General features: G+C 67.4%; 15 protein-coding genes. 11 read left to right on the top strand and 4 right to left on the bottom strand.

All coding sequences use genetic code 11. The features are described 5' to 3' along the window. The 9 genes from ACTOWK_RS15245 to ACTOWK_RS15205 all read left to right on the top strand — a co-directional run. Positions 1-214: hypothetical protein (locus ACTOWK_RS15245; protein ID WP_441330968.1), on the top strand; the 214-nt coding region annotated here is incomplete at its 5' end. 270 nt (positions 215-484) lie between these two features. After that, a complete protein-coding gene (locus ACTOWK_RS15240; RefSeq protein WP_441330967.1) occupies positions 485-1660 on the top strand; it encodes a phosphoglycerate kinase in 1176 nt (391 codons plus the stop codon). Positions 1661-1662: 2 nt separating this feature from the next. Next, positions 1663-2310 (top strand): HAD-IA family hydrolase, encoded by a 648-nt coding sequence (locus ACTOWK_RS15235; protein ID WP_441330974.1) that lies wholly within the window; start codon positions 1663-1665, stop codon positions 2308-2310. A gap of 488 nt (positions 2311-2798) precedes the next feature. Then, a complete protein-coding gene (locus ACTOWK_RS15230; protein WP_031374090.1) occupies positions 2799-3020 on the top strand; it encodes a DUF6289 family protein in 222 nt (73 codons plus the stop codon). A 148-nt stretch (positions 3021-3168) separates the two neighbouring features. Continuing rightward, positions 3169-3387 carry a DUF6289 family protein gene (locus ACTOWK_RS15225; RefSeq protein WP_441330966.1) on the top strand — a complete coding sequence of 73 codons (219 nt, stop codon included), beginning with the start codon at positions 3169-3171 and terminating at the stop codon, positions 3385-3387. 201 nt (positions 3388-3588) lie between these two features. Further along, positions 3589-4455: a PhzF family phenazine biosynthesis protein gene (locus tag ACTOWK_RS15220; RefSeq protein WP_441330965.1), complete on the top strand. Its 867-nt coding sequence runs from the start codon at positions 3589-3591 to the stop codon at positions 4453-4455. A gap of 872 nt (positions 4456-5327) precedes the next feature. Continuing rightward, positions 5328-6404: a collagen-like triple helix repeat-containing protein gene (locus ACTOWK_RS15215; protein WP_441330964.1), complete on the top strand. Its 1077-nt coding sequence runs from the start codon at positions 5328-5330 to the stop codon at positions 6402-6404. A gap of 188 nt (positions 6405-6592) precedes the next feature. Next, a complete protein-coding gene (locus ACTOWK_RS15210; RefSeq protein WP_441330963.1) occupies positions 6593-8299 on the top strand; it encodes a ShlB/FhaC/HecB family hemolysin secretion/activation protein in 1707 nt (568 codons plus the stop codon). A 621-nt stretch (positions 8300-8920) separates the two neighbouring features. Then, the gene (locus tag ACTOWK_RS15205) at positions 8921-9055 is read left to right on the top strand and encodes a hypothetical protein (RefSeq protein WP_441330962.1); all 135 of its coding nucleotides are present in this window, start codon (positions 8921-8923) and stop codon (positions 9053-9055) included. A gap of 468 nt (positions 9056-9523) precedes the next feature. Here ACTOWK_RS15205 and recQ read toward each other — a convergent pair whose 3' ends face one another. From recQ to ACTOWK_RS15190, 3 genes are all read right to left on the bottom strand, one after another. Beyond that, the gene (gene recQ, locus ACTOWK_RS15200; protein ID WP_441330961.1) at positions 9524-11338 is read right to left on the bottom strand and encodes a DNA helicase RecQ; all 1815 of its coding nucleotides are present in this window, start codon (positions 11336-11338) and stop codon (positions 9524-9526) included. Positions 11339-11416: 78 nt separating this feature from the next. After that, a complete protein-coding gene (locus ACTOWK_RS15195) occupies positions 11417-11857 on the bottom strand; it encodes a nuclear transport factor 2 family protein (protein ID WP_441330973.1) in 441 nt (146 codons plus the stop codon). A 5-nt stretch (positions 11858-11862) separates the two neighbouring features. Further along, a complete protein-coding gene (locus ACTOWK_RS15190; RefSeq protein WP_441330960.1) occupies positions 11863-12762 on the bottom strand; it encodes a nuclear transport factor 2 family protein in 900 nt (299 codons plus the stop codon). A 206-nt stretch (positions 12763-12968) separates the two neighbouring features. On the opposite strand from ACTOWK_RS15190, the gene ACTOWK_RS15185 reads away from it, so the two are divergent. After that, positions 12969-13883, top strand: coding sequence for a LysR substrate-binding domain-containing protein (locus tag ACTOWK_RS15185; RefSeq protein ID WP_441330959.1), 915 nt, complete (start codon positions 12969-12971; stop codon positions 13881-13883). Positions 13884-14003: 120 nt separating this feature from the next. Here ACTOWK_RS15185 and ACTOWK_RS15180 read toward each other — a convergent pair whose 3' ends face one another. Continuing rightward, positions 14004-14585 (bottom strand): Dps family protein, encoded by a 582-nt coding sequence (locus ACTOWK_RS15180; RefSeq protein WP_441330958.1) that lies wholly within the window; start codon positions 14583-14585, stop codon positions 14004-14006. Positions 14586-14720: 135 nt separating this feature from the next. On the opposite strand from ACTOWK_RS15180, the gene hrpA reads away from it, so the two are divergent. Then, the gene (gene hrpA / locus ACTOWK_RS15175) at positions 14721-18824 is read left to right on the top strand and encodes an ATP-dependent RNA helicase HrpA (protein WP_441330957.1); all 4104 of its coding nucleotides are present in this window, start codon (positions 14721-14723) and stop codon (positions 18822-18824) included. Positions 18825-19166: the final 342 nt, after the last annotated feature.

The following is a 19166-nucleotide window of genomic DNA, read 5'->3' as shown; positions in this document are numbered from 1 at the left end:
AAGAAAAGGGCTCTCCTTGCAAGGGCACAAGCCCGCACGAGCGATGCATACGCAGGGATGCTCCAGACAGGCCATCCATGGCCTGCTTGCGCACGGCCCGCATCCCTGCGGGCCGCCCTACGGGTCTGCTGTTGACCGGCAAAGCAGCAAAGCAGGTCAAAATCTCGGCAACGGCAACGGCAACGGCAACGGCAACGCGGTCGCTCTTGGGTAGGAGCGGCGCGAGCCGCGACCGCGTGACTCCCGTCTCGCCGCGCGGCCAACCCTGACCGAGCACAGGCCCAGCCGCCTCCCATACCAAGCCGTCTCCACGCTGATAAGCCCGCGAATGCCTCCGTTCAGACACGAAGGTTTATTTCGGCCCCCCGCGCCGCGACAATAGCCACCCCGGCGGCGGCTCCTCCAAGGAACCAGGCTCAGAGCCACGTCCCCCAAGTTCCCGCTATTCCACTCATTCCATCCCCGCATCGCCTCAGGAGGCCCCGTGCCCATCGTTCGCATGACTGATCTCGATCTCGCCGGCAAACGCGTGTTGATCCGTGAAGATCTCAACGTCCCCATCGACGATGGCCGCATCACCTCCGAGCTGCGCATCCTCGCGGCCTTGCCGACGCTGAAGCTGGCGCTCGAAAAGGGCGCGGCGGTCATGGTCACCTCGCACCTCGGCCGCCCCAAGGAAGGCCAGTGGAGCCAGGCCGATTCGCTGGCGCCGGTCGCCCAGCGCCTGTCGGAATTGCTCGGCATCGAGGTGCCGCTGATCAAGGATTGGGTCGGCGGCGTCGAAGTGCAGCCCGGTCAGCTGGTGTTGCTTGAGAACTGCCGCATGAACGTCGGCGAGGGCAAGGACGACGAGGCGCTGTCGAAGCAGTACGCGGCGCTGTGCGACGTGTTCGTCATGGATGCGTTCGGCACCGCGCACCGCGCCCAGGCTTCGACCCATGGCGCGATCCGTTTCGCCAAGGTCGCCGCCGGCGGTCCGCTGCTGATGGCCGAGCTCGACGCGCTGGCCAAGGCGCTCGAACACCCGGCGCGGCCGCTGCTGGGCATCGTCGCCGGCTCCAAGGTCTCGACCAAGCTCGAGTTACTGTCCTCGCTGGTGTCCAAGGTCGACCAGCTGATCGTCGGCGGAGGCATCGCCAATACCTTCATCGCCGCGATGGGACACGGCGTCGGCAAGTCGCTGGTCGAGCCCGACCTGATCGACACCGCCAAGCAGATCATGGCCGATGCCAAGGCGCGCGGCGCCGACATCCCGGTCCCGACCGATGTGGTGGTCGCGCCCAAGTTCGCCGCCGATGCACCCGCTACGGTCAAGGCCGTCGATGCGGTCGACGCCGAGGACATGATCCTCGACATCGGCCCGGATACCGCCGCGCGTTACGCCGAGCTGATCAAGAACGCCGGCACCGTGGTCTGGAACGGCCCGGTCGGCGTGTTCGAATTCGATGCCTTCGGTCATGGCACGCAGACCCTGGCGCGCGCCATCGCCGCGTCGAAGGCGTTCTCGATCGCCGGCGGCGGCGACACCCTCGCGGCGGTCGACAAGTACGGCATTGCCGACGAGGTCAGCTACATCTCGACCGGTGGCGGCGCCTTCCTCGAGTTCCTCGAAGGCAAGGAACTGCCGGCGGTGACCGCGCTCAAGCAGCGCGCGGGTTGATCGTGGGCGCACCGACCACGCTGTTCTTCGATCTCGACGGCACCCTCATCGACTCGGCCGAGGGCATCACCCGCAGCGTGTCGTATGCCTTCGAGCAGTTGGGCCATCCGGTGCCGTCGCAGGCCGAGCTGCGCGGCTGGATCGGCCCGGCACTGCGCACCAGCTTCCTGCCCCTGCTCGGCGACGAAGACCGCGTCGAGCAGGCGGTCGCGCTGTATCTGGAGCGTTACAGCCGCGAAGGATGGACCGAGCATTCGGTCTACGACGGCGTCGCCGAGATGCTCGATGCGGTCCACGCCGCCGGCCATCGCCTGGCCATCGTCACCGCCAAGAACGAAGACAACGCACGCAAGATCCTCGGCGGCTTGCCGTTCGGCGATCGTTTCGACGACATCGTCGGCTCGACCCGCGACGGTCGCCTGACCCATAAGGTCGACCTGATCGCCGAAGCCTTGCGTCGTTTCGAGCTGCCGGCGGAGCAATGCCTGATGATCGGCGACCGGCGCATGGACATCGAAGGCGCGCGCGAGCACGGCATGCGCAACATCGGCGTGCTGTGGGGCTTCGGCAGCGAAGACGAACTGCGTCAGGCCGGCGCCCAGCATCTGGCCACCGCGCCGGCGCAACTGCCGGCCTTGCTTGCGGCCTGATCGGGGCCGCGCTCGCATCCGCAGCGCGGCGGCTTCGGGGTAGGAGCGGCGCGAGCCGCGACCGCGCCGTTGCCGTGGCGGCGCAAACGCCGAATCCTGGATGTTCCTCGTAAGGGATGAGTAAGGCTGCGCGAGTTCGCTTGCGGTTGCACCGCCATCGGATCACGCGGTCGCGGCTTGCGCCGCTCCTACCCAGAAGCGGTGACGCTGTTATACGGGCACGCTTGCCTTTTCCTTCGCGCAATGCGTCGTGCGGTGCAGCATCGAGCGCGCTGAATGCGCCGGAACGACCCTGCAGGCTCGCTCCGGCGCGTCGCCGGGATTGCGATCGCAAGCGCTTTACGCAGCGGCAAAACAGCCAATAGCGATAGCAATCACGATTTCGACAAGTGACTACAAGCTGGGACGGCCGATCGCGCCGCGGCGCTCGCGCGCTGGCATAAGGTGCCCGAGCGGCGAATAGCGCCGCACAATGGGAGAGAAATCGCATGCGTCGTATCGGATTGTTCGCTGCCGTCATGGCGGTGGCGATGGTGGGTGGCGTGTCGTTCAATGCACTGGCCTACAACTGGCAGGGCACCTGGTACTACTACAACGCCGAAGGCGCACAGGTCGGCAAGTGGACCGCCGGCTGCGGCGCCGCCGACGGCCGTTGGGGCCAGACCACCGAGAACAAGCGTTTCGTGCAGGGCTGCGCAGCCGAAAGCTGAGGCGGCGCGCAAACGGATCGCGGCGTTCGCGTCCTAGGAAAGCTCCGGTCTGCGGGGCTTTCCGCTTTACGCGACCGTCGCGGGGTTTCCCGCGCTCCGGCGAGGCATGGCCCGACGGAGCCCGACTTCGATCAAGGGGATAACGATGATGCGTCTTATCGCAACTGCAGTAGCGACGATGATGTTGGGTGCGATGGTCCTGGCCGGCAGCGTCAACGCCTCGCCTCCGGGCCAGGGTTATTCGATTCTGTATTTCAATGACGCCGGCGAAGAAGTCGGCGGCGCCGTCGCCAACTGCGGCGGCCAGTACAGCTCCTGGGGCGAGCGCACCGCGATCTACCAGAAGCGGACCTGGTACTGCGACTGATCGCAGGCCATGACCCAAAGGCGCGGCCCGATGGCCGCGTCTTTGCCTTGCGCGCCTTGCCGCATCGTCGCGACGATCGCGCGGTGGCGCCGGTTTCGGCCGTATGCGCTCGCCGCAAGCGACGGTGACTTCGCCAGACATCGCGTCCATCGCGCCGACGGCACGTGAACATGCGTGCCGCGGCCTGTACGCTCGACATCCATGAGCCTGCGCCGCTTTCTGCAACTCGACGTCTTCGCCCATCGCATCGGTGCGGGCAATCCGCTCGCGGTGGTGTTCGATGCGCAAGGCCTCGACAGCGAGGCGATGCAGTCGTTCGCGGCCTGGATGCATTTGCCGGAAACGATCTTCTTGATGCCGCCCGACCAGGGCGCCGATTACCGGGTGCGCATCTTTACCCCGCGCCAGGAGCTGTCGTTCGCCGGTCATCCCAGCATCGGCGCGGCCTGGGCGGTGCTCGATGCGGGACGCGTGCCGCCGCGCAGCGAAGCCCTGGTGCAACAGTGCGCGGCCGGGCATCTGCCGGTGCGCATCGTCCACGATGCGAACGGCTTGCGGATCAGCATCCGCACCCCGCCTGCGCGGCGTTGCGTCACCGGCGACGATCAGCAGGCCTTGCTCGACGTGGCATTGGCCGGGTTGCCATGGGGCCCGCTGCTGCCGGCGTTGTGGGACAACGGACCGCGCTGGTGGGTGGCCGAACTCGCCGATGCCTCCGCGGTGCGCGGCATGCGCCCCGATCTGGCGGCGATACATGCACTGACCGGCGACGACGCACTCGGCCTGGCGGTATTCGCGCGCACCCAGGAGCCCGGATTCGCTTATGTCGTGCGGGCGTTCTGCCCGAGCGACGGCATCGCCGAAGACCCGGTGACCGGCAGCGCCAATGCGGCGATCGCGACGGCCTTGCTCGAGGCCGGTCGCATCGAGGTCGGCGCGGCCCACCAGATCAGCCAGGGGCGCGAAGTCGGTCGCGATGGCTGCATCGAGATCCGCATCGACGACGAGCGCGAGGTGTGGATCGGCGGACGTGTGCAGGCGGTGGTTCGCGGCACGGTCGAATGGTGAAGTCGGCACGCGTCCAAGTCGTGCATTACGCCGATAACGCTTACCGCGTAACTGTCGGAAGAAAGAAAAACCCACGGCCAAGCTGAGGCGCGCCGCGTCGGCAACGCTTGCGCCGACCCAGGTTGGGTGCCGCAGAGGACACGTTCGAGTGGTGTTTCCGGATTCGCGTTCAGCACACCGAAGGCCATGACCGTACGGTTGCGCAGGGCTTGTCCGTTGTTGCGTCCCATGCGCGTTCCAGCGGCAATCGATGAACGAAAATCACCGTTGCTCACCGATTTAACCGGCCATCGGAAATATGCTTACGTCTCTATATAAACGTGATGAACATCACATTTTATAAACGATGAATCGGAGCAGCCTTGATCCACTACACACCAGAAAGGCAACTGGAAGTGTGATAGGGGAGCTGGCCTGTCGCTTCATCGCGAATGCAGGCGTAGCGACAAAATATCCGGGCACGAGGCAGCTCAGGCTGCATTCGGAGGGACGTAATGGAATCTCAAAGCATTCGTAAAGCCCTTTCCTACAGCCTGCTTGCAGCCTGCATCCTGACGGTTACGGTATCGACCACGGGTTGCTCGGGCTCGGGCGGCGTCAAATCGAGTTTCAATCCTAATCCCGGGGGGGGCGGCGACGGGGGTGGCGGTTCGGGAGGCGGCGGCTCAGGAGGCGGCGGCACGGGTGGTGGAGGTTCCGGTGGCGGCGGCTCGGGTGGCGGCGGTTCTGGCGGTGGCGGTTCCGGTGGTGGAGGCGGCGGCCCGGGCACTCCCGGCGGCCCCGGTACGCCTGGCGGTCCCGGAAATCCTCCCGGCAGCACTACGACCCCGCCCGGTAACGTAATCGGCTCGGTCGGCACGACCGGCGGCGGTTTGCTCACCGGGGTCGGCGGCGCGATCAGCGGCCTCGGCGCGCAAATCCCGAACCAGGTCCTGCTGGGCGGCAATACCCCGACCACGCAAGGTCTCGCCACCGTCGTCGACGACATCGGCGACACCATCACGGCTCTAGGGCAGGCGACCAGCGCCGGCCTCGGCCAGACCGGCAATATCGCCAATCCGGTCGGCACGACTGCGGCCGGCGTCGACAACGTCGTGGTCAATGTCGGCAACACCGTCGACGACCTCGGCAAGACCGTAGCGACCGTGGGCGCCTTCCAGGGCTCGCCGATCCAGCCGTTGACCAGCACCGCCGGTGGCTTGATCTCCACCGTCGGCAACCAGGTCGAAGGCCTGGCGCCGAAGGTCGGCGGTCTGATCGAAGGTCAAACCGGACAAGCGCTGACCGGCGCGGTCAGCAACGTGTTGAACCCGGTTGCGGGTATCGGCCAGGCCAATGGCGGCACTACCGGCGGCAGCGGCGGCAGCAACCTCGTCGCCAATGTCTCGCGCAGCGTGGGCGGTACGACCAGCGGCGTAGCGGCGGCCGGCGGTACGGTCGGCGCGCAGCTCAGCGGCGTTCCGGTTCCGGGCGGCGCGGCCGGCGTGCTCGGTGGCGCGGTACAAAGCGTCAGCGGCAGCCTCGGCACGGTCGGTTCGGGCATCACCGCGGGCATGGGCAATGCCGGCAGCATCGCCAATCCGGTCGGCGTAACTGCGACCGGCGTGACCAGCAGCGTCGCCGGTCTCGGCGGTTCGGTCGGCGGCGTTGGTTCGACATTGACGACCACCGGCGCTAGCACGCCGTTGGCTCCGGTCACCGGCCTGGTCGGTGGCGCGGTGACCAGCGTCGGCGGTGGCGTGGCCACGGTCGGTACGACCGCGACCACGGTGGTCAACGGTCCTTTGCAACCAGTTACCCAGGGGCTGAGCACGGTCGTCAACGGCGTGGCCGGGGCGACCGGGCTCAATGGCACCAGCACCACGACCGGCCTGCTCGGCGGCGCACTGGGCGGCACCACCACCCAGGGCGGTTTGCTCGGTACCAGCCTGCTGAAGAAAGATCCTTGAGCGCAGTTTGTGATGCAACGCGCGGGAACGGGCAAGGCCCCGTTCCCGTCGCACAACAACGGCGTATGGTGACCGCATGAGTCTTGGGGAGGCGCGTTCCGCCGAACGGCGGACGCGCCATTCCAAGGCGGTTGCTCCTAATGGGGATCTTCCTCTGGATGGACCACGCTAAACGCAGGGGCGCGTGCATGCGAACAGGCCTTTCGGGAAAACGCTACTTACTCGCGCTGACGGTCACCGCGCTCTTGTATTCGACCTTGCCGGCGTATTCCCAGGACCGCCTGCCGACCGGCAACCCGCTGCAGACTCTGCCGCAAGCGCCGTTGCCGAAGACCGATCCGAAGGTCAGCACCACGGTCGCGCCGCAACAGAATCCCGAAATGGCCGCCTTGCTCGCCGTGCAGATCACGCCGAGCAAATTCGACGTGTCCGGAGTCAAGGCCATTCCGTTCGAGCAGGTCGCGGGGGTGTTCAGTCCGCTCGCCGGCAAGAACATCACCGTCGCCGAGCTGCTGCAGGCCGCCGAGGCCTGCAGCAAGCTGTATCGCGAACGCGGCTACGCGCTGTCGTTCTGCTATCTGCCCAACCAGGATTTCGCCAACGGCGTGGTCCGCGTGATCGCGGTCGAAGGCTATGTCGCCGAGCTGCGCCTGAGCGGCAAGCCGGGCAAGCTCGAACGCAAGATCCGCGCGATCGCCCAGCACATCCTCGACGATCGGCCGCTGCGCCAGAGCACGTTCGAGCGCTATTCGCAGATCCTGGGTTTCCTGCCCGGGGCGAAGATGGCGATCAACGTGCCCGCGCCGACCACCACCGACGGCGCGACCGCGCTGGAACTCAACGTCAGCGCCAAGCGCTACGACGCCACCTGGGCTCTGGAGTTCAACCATCCCGGCACCCAGGGGCTGATGAATCTGCAGCTCAATGCGCTGACCCCGCTGGCCGAACAATGGACCTTGTCGACCCTGTACCCGGACGGCCGCGGCGACGAGCGTTTCTATGGCGCCGGCTATTCGCAGTTGTTCGGCAGCGACGGCTGGATCGGGCGCGCCGACGGCTCGCGCTATCGCGGCGAACCGGCCAGCCGCACGCCGCTGCCGGATTTTCTCGACCACCGCGTCGAACAGGACCGCATCGCTTTCGGTGCGCGCTATCCCTGGCTGCTGCGCAACGAGCGCTCGATCTTCATCGGCGCCGGCGTCTACGGCGCCGACCAGGTCGACGCCTACCGCAACACCGCGACCGGCGCGACCCTGGAACAACGTTCCAAGACCCGCGTGCTGCAGGCGACCCTGGATTACACCAAAGCCAAGAAGAACAGCGCCCGCCAGATCAGCCTGTCGATCGCGCGCGGCCTGGACGCCTGGGGCGCCTCGGCGAGCACGGTCACCAACGTCGCCGGCGTCGAATTCGCCTCGCCGAACGATGTTTCGTTCCGGCGCTACAACCTCGGTTACGCACAGAGCCGGAGCTGGGCCGAACAACGTTACCTCGCGATCCTGCGCGGCACCGCGCAGTACAGCCGCAACCGCTTGCCTTCGTCCGAGCAGATCAGCTTCGGCTCCTCGCGTTTCGCCCTGGCCTACGACCCCGGCGAAGTATCGGCCGACAAGGGTTGGGGGCTGTCGCTGGAACTCAGCCGCAACTTCCGCCCGCAATCGCGTTGGCTGAAATCGGTATCGCCCTATCTGGTCGTGCAACACGCCCAAGTGTCGATGACCGAAGGCCGCCCGCCGATCGACAAACTCGGCTCGGTCGGGCTCGGCATTCGTTTGTCCGACAACCACCACTACAACGTCGACTTCGCCTACGCCCGTCCGACCGCCGACCTGCCGTTGGAGGCCGACGACCGCAAGGCGCGGTGGAATCTGAGTTTCTCGTATCAGTTGCAGTAGCGGTGTGCGCTGCGGTTGCTCTTGGGTAGGAGCGGCGCAAGCCGCGACCACGTCCTGTCGTGCTCCGGCGCCTCCGGCCGTAGGACAGCGAAGCAACATCAGGAGCAGAGCTTCCGTCCGCTGACGCGGCCGGGTTACTTTCTTTTGCTAAGCCCAAAAGAAAGCTAACCAAAGAAAAGGGCTCTCCTTGCAAGGGCACAAGCCCGCACGAGCGATGCCGACGCAGGGATGCTCCAGACAGGCCATCCATGGCCTGCTTGCGCACGGCCCGCATCCCTGCGGGCCGCCCTACGGGTCTTCATTTGACCGGCAAAGCGGAAAAGCAGACCAAAATCACGGCAACGGCAACATGGTTGCTCTTGGGTAGGAGCGGCGCGAGCCGCGACCGCGCTACGTTGTTCTTGCGGCGTATCTTTCGATCAAGAGCAAAGCTTCCGTCCGCTGACGCGGCCGGGTTACTTTCTTTTGCTGGCCCAAAAGAAAGCTAACCAAAGAAAAGGCCTTCCCTGCAAGGGCACAAGCCCGCGCGATCGGTGCCGACGCAGGGATGCTCCAGACAGGCCATCCATGGCCTGCTTGCGCACGGCCCGCATCCATGCGGGCCGCCCTACGGGTCTTCTCTTGACCGGCAAAGCGACAAGGCAACAAAGCAAAGCAAATCAAAATCTCGGCAACGGCAACGGCAACGGCAACGGCAACGGCAACGGCAACCGCAACGGCAACCGCAACGGCAACGGCAACGGCAACGGCAATTGAAGCTAGAGCTGTTGCTGTTGCTCTGTTTTGCTGTGCGCCGATTTGCATTCGCGAAGACCATCGAAGACCCGGAGGGCGGCGCGCAGGGAGGCGCGCCGTTTTTCATCGGGACAGGGATGTCCAGTATGTAGATCCCTGCGGAGGCATCGAACGTGCGGGTTGGTGATTCAAAACAAAGCAACTTCTTTGGTTACCTCTCTTTTGTTGCTTTAGACAAAAGAAAGTAACCCGCCGCTTTAGTGGCGGAAGCTTTTGGCGTTTGATCTTGCTTGAGAGAGACGCCGCAAGACCGACGCAGCGCGGTCGCGGCTCGCGCCGCTCCTACCCCCGCGTCGGCACCCCGCTTCGATAGGTGTCGTCGGCGTTGTTGATTCTGCGCGTCGCGCGGTTGCGACTCACGTCGCTCCTACATGAGCCCGGCTGAAGCGACGAAGCAAGGCAGCGCCCCCAGACCGCCAAGCTCAGCCTTCACCCCTGATCGAACAAATGCTGCAACACCGCTTCGCCATACCGATCCAACTTGCTGGCGCCGATTCCGGGAATACGCGCGAGCTCATCGAGATCGTCCGGCGCGTGCTCGGCGATGGCGCGCAGGGTGCTGTCGTGGAAGATCACGTAGGCCGGGACGTTCTGCTCGCGCGCGGTGGTCGAACGCCACTCGCGCAAGGCGTTGAAGCGCACCAGCGATTCCGGGTCGAGGTCGATCATCGGCGCCGCGCTTGCGCCGCCGCGCGACTTGCGGGCGCCGCGTGCGGCCTTCGGCGCTTCGGTGCGGAAGCGCAGGCTGCGTTCGCCGCGCAACACCGGGCCGCTGTCTGCGGTCAGGCGCAGGGCGCCGTGACGTTCGATGTCGGCTTCGAGCAAGCCGCCGGCGACCAACTGGCGGAACACGCTGCTCCATTGCTTGGCGTCGAGATCGCTGCCGATGCCGAAGGTGCTGAGCTGTTCGTGATTGAAGCGGGTGATCTTCTCGGTCTCGGCGCCGCGCAATACGTCGATGACGTGGCCGGCGCCGAAGCGCTGGCCGGTGCGGTAGACGCAGGACAGAGCCTTGCGCGCGGCCTCGGTGCCGTCCCAGCTTTGTGGCGGTTCCAGGCAGTTGTCGCAATTGCCGCAGCCGCCCGGGTGCGGTTCGCCGAACCACCCGAGCAGACTCTTGCGCCGGCACTCGGTGGATTCGCAGAACCCCAGCAAGGAGTCCAGCTTGCGCAGTTCCAGCCGTTTGCGCTCTTCGCCGGCTTCGCCTTGTTGGATGAGTTGGCGCAGGTTGACCACGTCGCCGAGGCCGTAGCACAGCCAGGCTTCGGCTGGTTCGCCGTCGCGGCCGGCACGGCCGGTTTCCTGGTAATAGCCCTCGATCGATTTGGGCAGGTCGATGTGGGCGACGAAACGCACGTCGGGTTTGTCGATGCCCATGCCGAAGGCGATGGTCGCGACCATGACCACGCCGTCTTCCTGCAGGAAGCGGCGTTGGTTGCCGGCGCGCAGCGAGGCTTCCATGCCGGCGTGGTAGGGCAGGGCGCGGATGCCGGCGGCGACGAGCTGTTCGGCGACCGACTCGACGCGCTTGCGCGAGAAGGCGTAGACGATGCCGCTGTCGCCGCGATGCGCGCTGAGGAAGTCGAGCAGCTGGCGGGTGCCGTTGTCCTTGTGGACGACGCGATAACGCAGGTTCGGCCGGTCGAAGGAGCTGACGAAGCGGCGCGCGTCCTCCAGATTGAGGCGTTCGGCGATCTCGCGCTGAGTCGGTGCGTCCGCGGTCGCGGTCAGGGCGATGCGCGGGATGTCCGGCCAGCGCTCGTGGAGAATGGTCAGTTCGCGGTATTCGGGGCGGAAGTCGTGGCCCCATTGCGAGACGCAGTGGGCCTCGTCGATCGCGAACAGCGAAATGCGCGCACGGTCGATCAGCGCCAGGCAGCGCGGGCTGAGCAGGCGCTCGGGGGCGACGTAGAGCAGGTCGAGTTCGCCGTCGAGCAGCTGCCGTTCGACCGCCGCGGCCTCGGCGGCGTCGAGGGTGGAGTTGAGGTAGGCCGCGCGCACGCCGAGCTGGCGCATCGCCTCGACCTGGTCCTGCATCAGTGCGATCAGCGGCGAAATGACCAGGCCGCAGCCTTCGCGCACCAGCGAGGGGATCTGGTAGCACAGCGACTTGCCGCCGCCGGTCGGCATCAGCACCAGGGCGTCGCCGCCGTCGATTACGTGTTGGACGATTTGGGCTTGTTCGCCGCGGAACGCGGTATGGCCGAAAACGCGATGGAGGAGTTCGAGTGCGGGCTGCTGCATGCGCCTAGTCTAGCGGCGCGGCGTCGCAGGCGGTCGCGGCGAGGTCGCGGCCGCTGCCATCGCCGCGATGGCGGCCGCTCAGCGCGAGCGCCGCTTGATGTGCCAGACGTTGCAGATCTTGTCGTTGCGGACCTGGTAGACCGTGAGCCCGTCGACGGTCTTGCCGTCGGCGGTGCCGGTGACGCGCTCACGCGCCACCACCATGTCGTCCAGCGACTGCAGGCCGAGGATCTCGACCCGTGGGTGCGGACGTTTGCCGAAAGCGGCGCGGTAGTAGCGCGAACGCGCCTGCGGCGAAGGGTCGGCGATCAGGCGCTGGCCGGGCAGACCCTCGTCGTCGCCGCGGCGCCAGGCGCCGGCATCGGCGGTGGCCTGGGCCAGGAAGGCCTCGGTATCGGCGTCGTTCCAGGCCTGGACGTAGCGGCGGACCACGACTTCCTGGGCGTTGTCGGCGGCGACGATGGCGGCGACGGCGGCGCCCGCCGAGAGCGCCGACAGCGCGATCAACAGGATCGGCATCCGCTTCACGGCCGTGCCCCGGCTGCGGCGACGGCCGCGTCGGCGGGGTGGGCGATCTTCTGCAGCGGCCACAGATCGAGCACCCGGCCGTCGCGGACGCGCAGGATCGCCAGCATCTCGTAGGTCTCGGCGGCGACGCTCGCAGTGCCGCGGGTGTGGATGCGCTCGTGGGTCACGACCAAGTCGCCGATCGCGAAGGCATCGAGCAGGTCGACGTGCACCGACGGGCCGTCCGCATACAGCGCGCGGTAGGTCTTGACGCGGCTGGCCTCGTCGACGACGGCGCGCGAGGGCAGGTCGGCGAGCTGGTGCGGGTCTTCGGCGCGGCGGAAGTGGCGGGCGTCGGCGGCGAACAGGGCGAGGAAGCGCTCGGCGTCGGCGCGGTTGTTGGCCTCGACCAGGGCGCGCGCGGTGGCCACGGCGCCGGCGGCTTGCGCGTGGTTGTCGGCGGTTTCCTTGCCGACGTGCCACAGGTCTTCGATCAGGCCGTCGCGGACCCGGTACACCACCAGCAGCACCTGGGGCTCGGCGCGCTTGGGGTCGGTGATGTGGACCCGCGACACCACCAGTTCGCCGAGCGCGACGGTCCGGGTCTGCTCGATATGCGGCGTGTCCGGTTGCGCCATGGCCTTGGCGAAATGCGCGCGCAGGCGTTCGGCGCCGTACATCTGCTCCAGGCGCCGGCCGACCAGGCGGTGCGGGTCGGCCGGCAGGCCGAAGATCTGCGCCTGCGGGGCGTACAGCGCCATGAAGGCGTCCAGGTCGTTGCGATTGAGCGCGGCGAAGTCGGCGGCGACCACGGCGGCCGGGATGGCGGGGGCGGTGGGTTTGGTGGCGGCGCTGGCCGCGACCGGGCCGAGGCCGAGCAGAGCCAGCGAAAGCAGGAACGGGAGTCGGCGCTTCATGAGGTACTCCGGGGAGGAAGGGATGGATGAATTGCCCAAGTCAGGCTTTTGCCAGATAGTCGGGTCGCGCAGGGGCTGATGGGGCGCGATACCGTTAGGCTTGAGGTGAGTATTGGGGTCGATATAGGCTGAAAGCCGACCTAGGCTAGAGGCCGGCCGGGGCCGCCGACAACGCGAAAATCGCGCCAGATACATAAGGTCAAATTATGGATGTGCCGACATTACCGCCGCTCAGCGCGATCCGCGCCTTCGAGGCCGCGGCGCGGCTGCAGAGCTTTACCCGCGCGGCCGAGGAACTGGACATGACCCAGGCCGCGGTCAGCTACCAGATCAAGCGGCTGGAGCAGCGGCTCGGCCTAGTGTTGTTCCAGCGCCTGCCGCGCAAGGTGGTGCTGACCCGGGCCGGGGAACGGCTGGCGCCGACGGTGCTCGACAGCTTCCAGGCGCTGCGCTCGGCCTTCGCCCAAAGCCAGGCGCGGTCCGAAGCCGAACTGGCGATCACGTCCTTGCCGACCATCGGCGCCAATTGGCTGGTGCCGCGCCTGGGCGGGTTCCAACTGGCGCATCCGCAGTTGGCGGTGCGCCTGGACACCGGGGTGCCGCTGGTCGACCTGGGCCAGGGCGAATTCGACGTCGGCATCCGCAACGGCCGCGGCGAATGGCCGGGCTTGTGTGCGCATTTCCTGTTGCCGGGGTTGTACACGCCGCTGTGCAGCCCGGGGCTGCTCGAAAGCGGTGCGCTGCGGACGCCGGCGGATCTGCTGAGCCTGCCGCGGATCGGCCGCGAACGCTGGTGGCGCAGTTGGCTGGAGGCGGCCGGCGTCGGCGATGCCGATCTGTCGGCGCGGCCCGGGGTCGAGCTGGGTATCGAGCAATACGAGGTGACCGCGGCGATCGCCGGGCATGGCGTGGCGATCACCTCGCCGCTGTTCTTCCGCAGCGAACTCGCCTCCGGGCGGCTGGTGCAGCCGTTCGAACTGGTCCTGCGCGACGAGCGCGACTACTGGCTGGCCTATCCCGAGGTGCGCCGCGGCAGCGCCAAGATCCGAGCCTTCCGCGACTGGTTGCTGGCGCAGGCGCAGGCCGATGCGCAGGGCTGGGACGACGGCGGGCGGCCATGAGTGGCGGCGCAAAACCCGGCGCCAGGCAATGAAAAACCCCTGTGCCGCAGGGCGGAACAGGGGTTCGGTACAGCGCGGCGGGCCGACGCGGACTTTCCGCGCCGCCTCGCTTTCAAGCGCTTACTGCAGCAGCGAACGCAGCATCCACGCATACTTCTCGTGGGTCTGCAGACGCTGGGTCAGCAGGTCCTCGGTCGGCGCGTCGTCGACGTCGTCGGCCTGGTCGAGTACCTTGCGCGCGGTGCGGCATACGGCTTCGTTGCCGACCACGAGCTGGCGGACCATCTCGCGCCAGTCGGCGCTGTCGGTCAGGCCCGGCTCTTCGGTGATCGAGGACAGCTTGACGAACTCGGCGTAGGAACCCGGTGCGTTGAAGCCCAGGGCGCGGATGCGCTCGGCGATGTCGTCCAGCGCGGTCCACTGCTCGGTGTACTGGGTCTCGAACATGACGTGCAGGGCGTTGAACATCGGGCCCGTCACGTTCCAATGGAAGTTGTGGGTCTTCAGGTACAGGGTGTAGCTGTCGGCCAGGAAGCGCGACAGACCTTCGGCGATCTTCTTGCGATCGCCCGACGAGATCCCGATATCGATCGAGGGCGCGCGGTCGGCGGCCGACGGCGACGCGGCCGGGGCGAGCGACGCCTTGTCCGATTTGGTCTTGTCCGTTTTGCTGGTCTTGGCGGGCTTGTTGGGCTTGGCCATGTGCGACTCCTTCTCCGATGCGGGCGATCGAATGGTTTCGATCGGGGATTTTTTAAACAATGCGGCGACAATAGGCGCAGTCGGCCGCGAAGTGAAATGGTTTGTGCCTAGCGTTGCGATACGAACGATCTATCGATGAAGAGTACCGATTCCAATCAGTCTAGCCACGAGAATGCTAGTGCCGCGTTACGGCAGGCGCGGCATGCGATCGATGGCGCCTTGAGCCGCGACCGCGGCCGCTTGCACGGCCTGTGGTCGCGGTGGAGCGGCAAGCCCGGCGACGAGCGCGCGCGCGCTGCATTCGCGCAGGCCCTGGCGGCATCGGTGGCGCAGCGCGAAGCGCGGGCGGCCTCGCTGCCGCGCGCGCCGGTCGACCCGGCTTTGCCGATCGCGGCCGAAGCCGAGCGCATCGTCGAATTGATCCGCAAGCATCCGGTGGTGGTGATCGCCGGCGAGACCGGCTCGGGCAAGACCACCCAGTTGCCGAAGCTGTGCCTGGCCGCCGGGCGCGGCGCCGCCGGCATGATCGGTTGCACCCAACCGCGCCGCATCGCCGCGCGCGCGGTCGCCCGGCGCGTGGCCGAGGAATTGCAGACCCCACTCGGCGAGACCGTCGGCTACCAGGTCCGCTTCAACGACAACGTCGGCGAGCGCACCGCGATCAAGTTCATGACCGACGGCATCCTGCTGGCCGAAATCCAGTCCGACCGTTGGCTGTCGGCCTACGACACGATCCTGATCGACGAGGCCCACGAACGCAGCCTCAACATCGATTTCCTGCTCGGCTATCTGAAGCAGCTGCTGAAGAAGCGGCCCGACCTGAAGGTCATCGTGACCTCGGCGACGATCGACACCGAGCGCTTCGCCGCGCATTTCGACGGCGCGCCGGTGGTCAGCGTCGAGGGCCGCGGTTATCCGGTCAACGTGCGTTACCGGCCTTTGGACGATTCGGGACTCGGGACCCGGGACCCGGGACTCGAAGGGCCGCGGCGAACCGCTTCTGCGAGTCCCGAGTCCCGAGACCCGAGTCCCGTAAGAAGCGTCAACGACGGCATCGTCGCGGCCTGCGACGAAATCACCCGCGAGGACCCGTGCGGCGACGTGCTGATCTTCCTGTCCGGCGAGCGCGAAATCCGCGACGCCCACCAGGCGCTGGAACGGCGCAAGTACCGCGAGACCGAAGTGCTGCCGCTGTACGCGCGGTTGTCGGTGCGCGACCAGGACCGGGTGTTCAACCCCGGGATCAAGCGCCGCATCGTGCTGGCGACCAACGTCGCCGAGACCTCGCTGACGGTGCCGCGGATCCGTTACGTGGTCGACCCGGGCCTGGCGCGGGTCAAGCGCTACAGTCCGCGCGGCAAGCTCGACCGCTTGCATATCGAGCCGGTCTCGCAGGCCAGCGCCGACCAGCGCAAGGGCCGTTGCGGCCGCATCAGCGAAGGCACCTGCTACCGCCTCTACAGCGAGGCCGATTTCGAGTCGCGGGCGCGCTATACCGACCCGGAAATCCGCCGCGCCGCGTTGGCCGGGGTGATCCTGCGCATGCTCTCGCTCGGCCTCGGACATATCGAGGACTTCCCGTTCCTGGAGCCGCCCGACGGCCGCGCCATCGCCGACGGTTGGCAGCAGTTGTCGGAACTCGGCGCGGTCGGCGAGGACAAGAAGCTCACCGCCACCGGCCGGACCATGGCGTGCTTGCCGGTCGACGTGAAGTTGGCGCGCATGCTGGTCGCGGCCAACGCCCACGGTTGTCTGCGCGAGATGATCGCGATCGCCGCCTTCCTCGGCATCCAGGACCCGCGCGAGCGCCCCGCCGACCAGCGCGCCGCGGCCGACAACGCACATGCCGAATTCGCCGACCCGCGTTCGGAGTTCGTCGGCATTCTTAAATTGTGGGACGCCTACCAGACCGCCCACGAAGACCTCACTCAATCCAAGTTGCGCAGCTGGTGCGAAAAACATTTCCTCGGCTTCCTGCGCATGCGCGAGTGGCGCGAGCTGCACCGGCAACTCAAGCTCGTGTGCCAGGAGACGGGACTCGGGACTGGGGACTCGGGACTCGCGAAAGCGGCTTTGCCGGGCTCTTCGAGTTCTTCTGAGGCTTCGAGTCCCGAGTCCCGAAACCCGAGTCCCGAAGGCTACGCCAGATTGCACCGCGCGCTGATCGCCGGCCTGCCGACCCAGATCGGTTTCCGTGGCGACCGCGGTTTCTACGATGGCCCGCGCGGGCGCAAGTTCCAATTGTTCCCGGGTTCGCCGCTGGCCAAGAAGCCGCCGCCGTGGGTGCTGTCGGCGACCCTGCTCGACACCGAGCGGGTGTGGTCGATGACCAATGCCACGATCGAACCGGACTGGGCGATCCAGGAGCTGCCGCATCTGCTCGCGCGCCGTCACCACGACCCGCACTGGGCGCGCTCGCAAGGGCGCGTGGTCGGCAGCGAACAGATCAGTCTGTTCGGCCTGGTGTTGGCGCCGAAGCGGCCGATCCACTACGGCGCGCTGTACCCGGAAGAGAGCCGCGCGATCTTCGCCCGCGACGCCCTGGTCACCGGCGAGGTCAACACCCGCGCCGGGTTCCTGGCGCGCAACCTCGCCACCCTGGCCAAGGCGCAAGACGAAGAGGCCAAGCAACGCCGCGCCGGCCTGGTCGTCGACGAAGAATGGATGGCGCAGTGGTACCTCGACCGCCTGCCGGCGCAGGTCCACAACGTGCAGGCGCTGGACGCCTGGTACAACAAGCTGCCGGCCGAGGAAAAAGCCAAGCTGGAATGGTCGAACGCCGATCTGATGGTCGGCGGCGAAAGCGAGGCCGCGCGGTTCCCACCGTATCTGCAGCTCGGCAACGCGCGCCTGGCGGTGAGCTACCGCTTCGAGCCGGGCGCGGCCGACGACGGCATGACCCTGGCGGTGCCGCTGCATCTGCTCAATGCGCTCGACCCGGCGCAGCTGTCGTGGCTGGCGCCGGGCTTCGTCGCCGACAAGGCGGCGGGGCTGATCAAGAGTCTGCCGAAGATCCTGCGCCGCAACTTCGTGCCGGCGCCGGATTTCGCCAAGGCCTTCCATGAGGCGCACGGCAAACCCGAGGCCGACGACCTGGTCGGTACGCTCGCGCGTTTCCTGCGCAAGCTGACCGGGGTCGAGGTGGCGGCGACGGATTTCGACCCGGCTTCGATCGAGCCGCATCTGCGCATGAACCTGCGTCTGCTGGAGCTCGCCGATGCGCGCGCAGGCAAGGGCGGCGGCAAGGCCCAGGCCGCGGTGGTGCTGGCCGAGTCGCGCGACCTCGACGAACTGCGTGTGCGCTTCGGCGAACGCGCCGCGCGTGCGTTCGCCGCGCGTGCCGCCGACGGCCTCGGCCAGCGCGGGCTGACCGCGTTCCCCGAGCAAGCGATCCCGATGTCGGTGCCCGGCGCGGCCGGCGTGCCGGCGTTTCCGGCCTTGCACGACGACGGCGACACGGTCTCGCTGCGCGTGCACGCCGAGCGCGAAGCCGCGCTGCGTGCGCATCCGGGCGGAGTGCGGCGGTTGCTCGCGCTGGCGATGGCCGACAAGCTCAAGCAGGCGCGCAAGCAATTGCCGGTGCAGGCCAAGACCGGCCTGCTGTATGCCGCGATCGAATCGGCCGCGCCGCGCCAGAATGGCCTGCGCGACAGCGACCGGCTGCGCGAGGACCTGGTCGACGGCGCCCTGCAATCCTTGCTCGGCGACGATGCCGAACTGATCGCGGTGCGCGATGCGGCGGCCTTCGAGGTCCGCCGCGACACGGTCGCGCGCAAGCTGTTCCCGGAGGCGACCGAGCGCCTGGCCCAGGCCGAGGCCATCCTGACCGCGGTCGCCGACGTGCGTTCGCGCCTGGAGTCGTCGTTGATGGGTTGGGCCAGCGGCAACCTCGACGACATGCGCGCGCAGCTCGCGCGGCTGACCCCGCCGGGCTTCCTGCGCAACGTCGCTACTTCGGCGCTGGCGGAGTACCCGCGTTATCTGAAGGCCCTGGCGGTGCGCAGCGAGCGGGCCTTGCGCGATCCGGTGCGCGATCAGGCGCGGATGCTCGAACTCAAGCCCTTCGTCGAGGCTTTCGACGCCGCCAACGCGGCCGGCCAGGCCGACACCGCCGGCTGGCAGGCGCTGCGCTGGGAGATCGAGGAACTGCGGGTGTCGCTGTTCGCCCAGGAACTGGGTGTGCGCGGCGGGGTCTCGCCGAAGAAGCTGGCGCAGCGGCTGGCGTCGCTGCGCGGCTGAGCGTATTCGGTTCGCGAGGGGCTTCCCGGAGAAGGCAGTTGCGCACGCCGCGATTGCTGATCAGTGGGTTGGCGCAGCTCACATTCGACTGAAGTCGATGGCGCGAGGAGCCGGCCGAGGTCGACAGCCGTCCGGCCGCCACTGCGATTTGCGCAAAAAGCGATCCGAGACTGCTCGTTCCGATTGCGCAACGGCCTGTGCGGCCGCAGCCAGCGCTTGCGCCGAACTGCACGGGCAAACCCGGCGAGACGTCGTCTATGTGCCACAAGGCACATTCCAAGAGTTGCTCTCTAAGACTTTTCCCTATTGCCAGGCCTCGCGGGCCGGAGGAGCTTCTTCGAT

It is taken from the genome of Lysobacter sp. CA196 (genome assembly GCF_052078695.1).
Lineage (GTDB): Bacteria > Pseudomonadota > Gammaproteobacteria > Xanthomonadales > Xanthomonadaceae > Lysobacter.
This window is presented reverse-complemented; position numbering and strand designations above follow the sequence as displayed.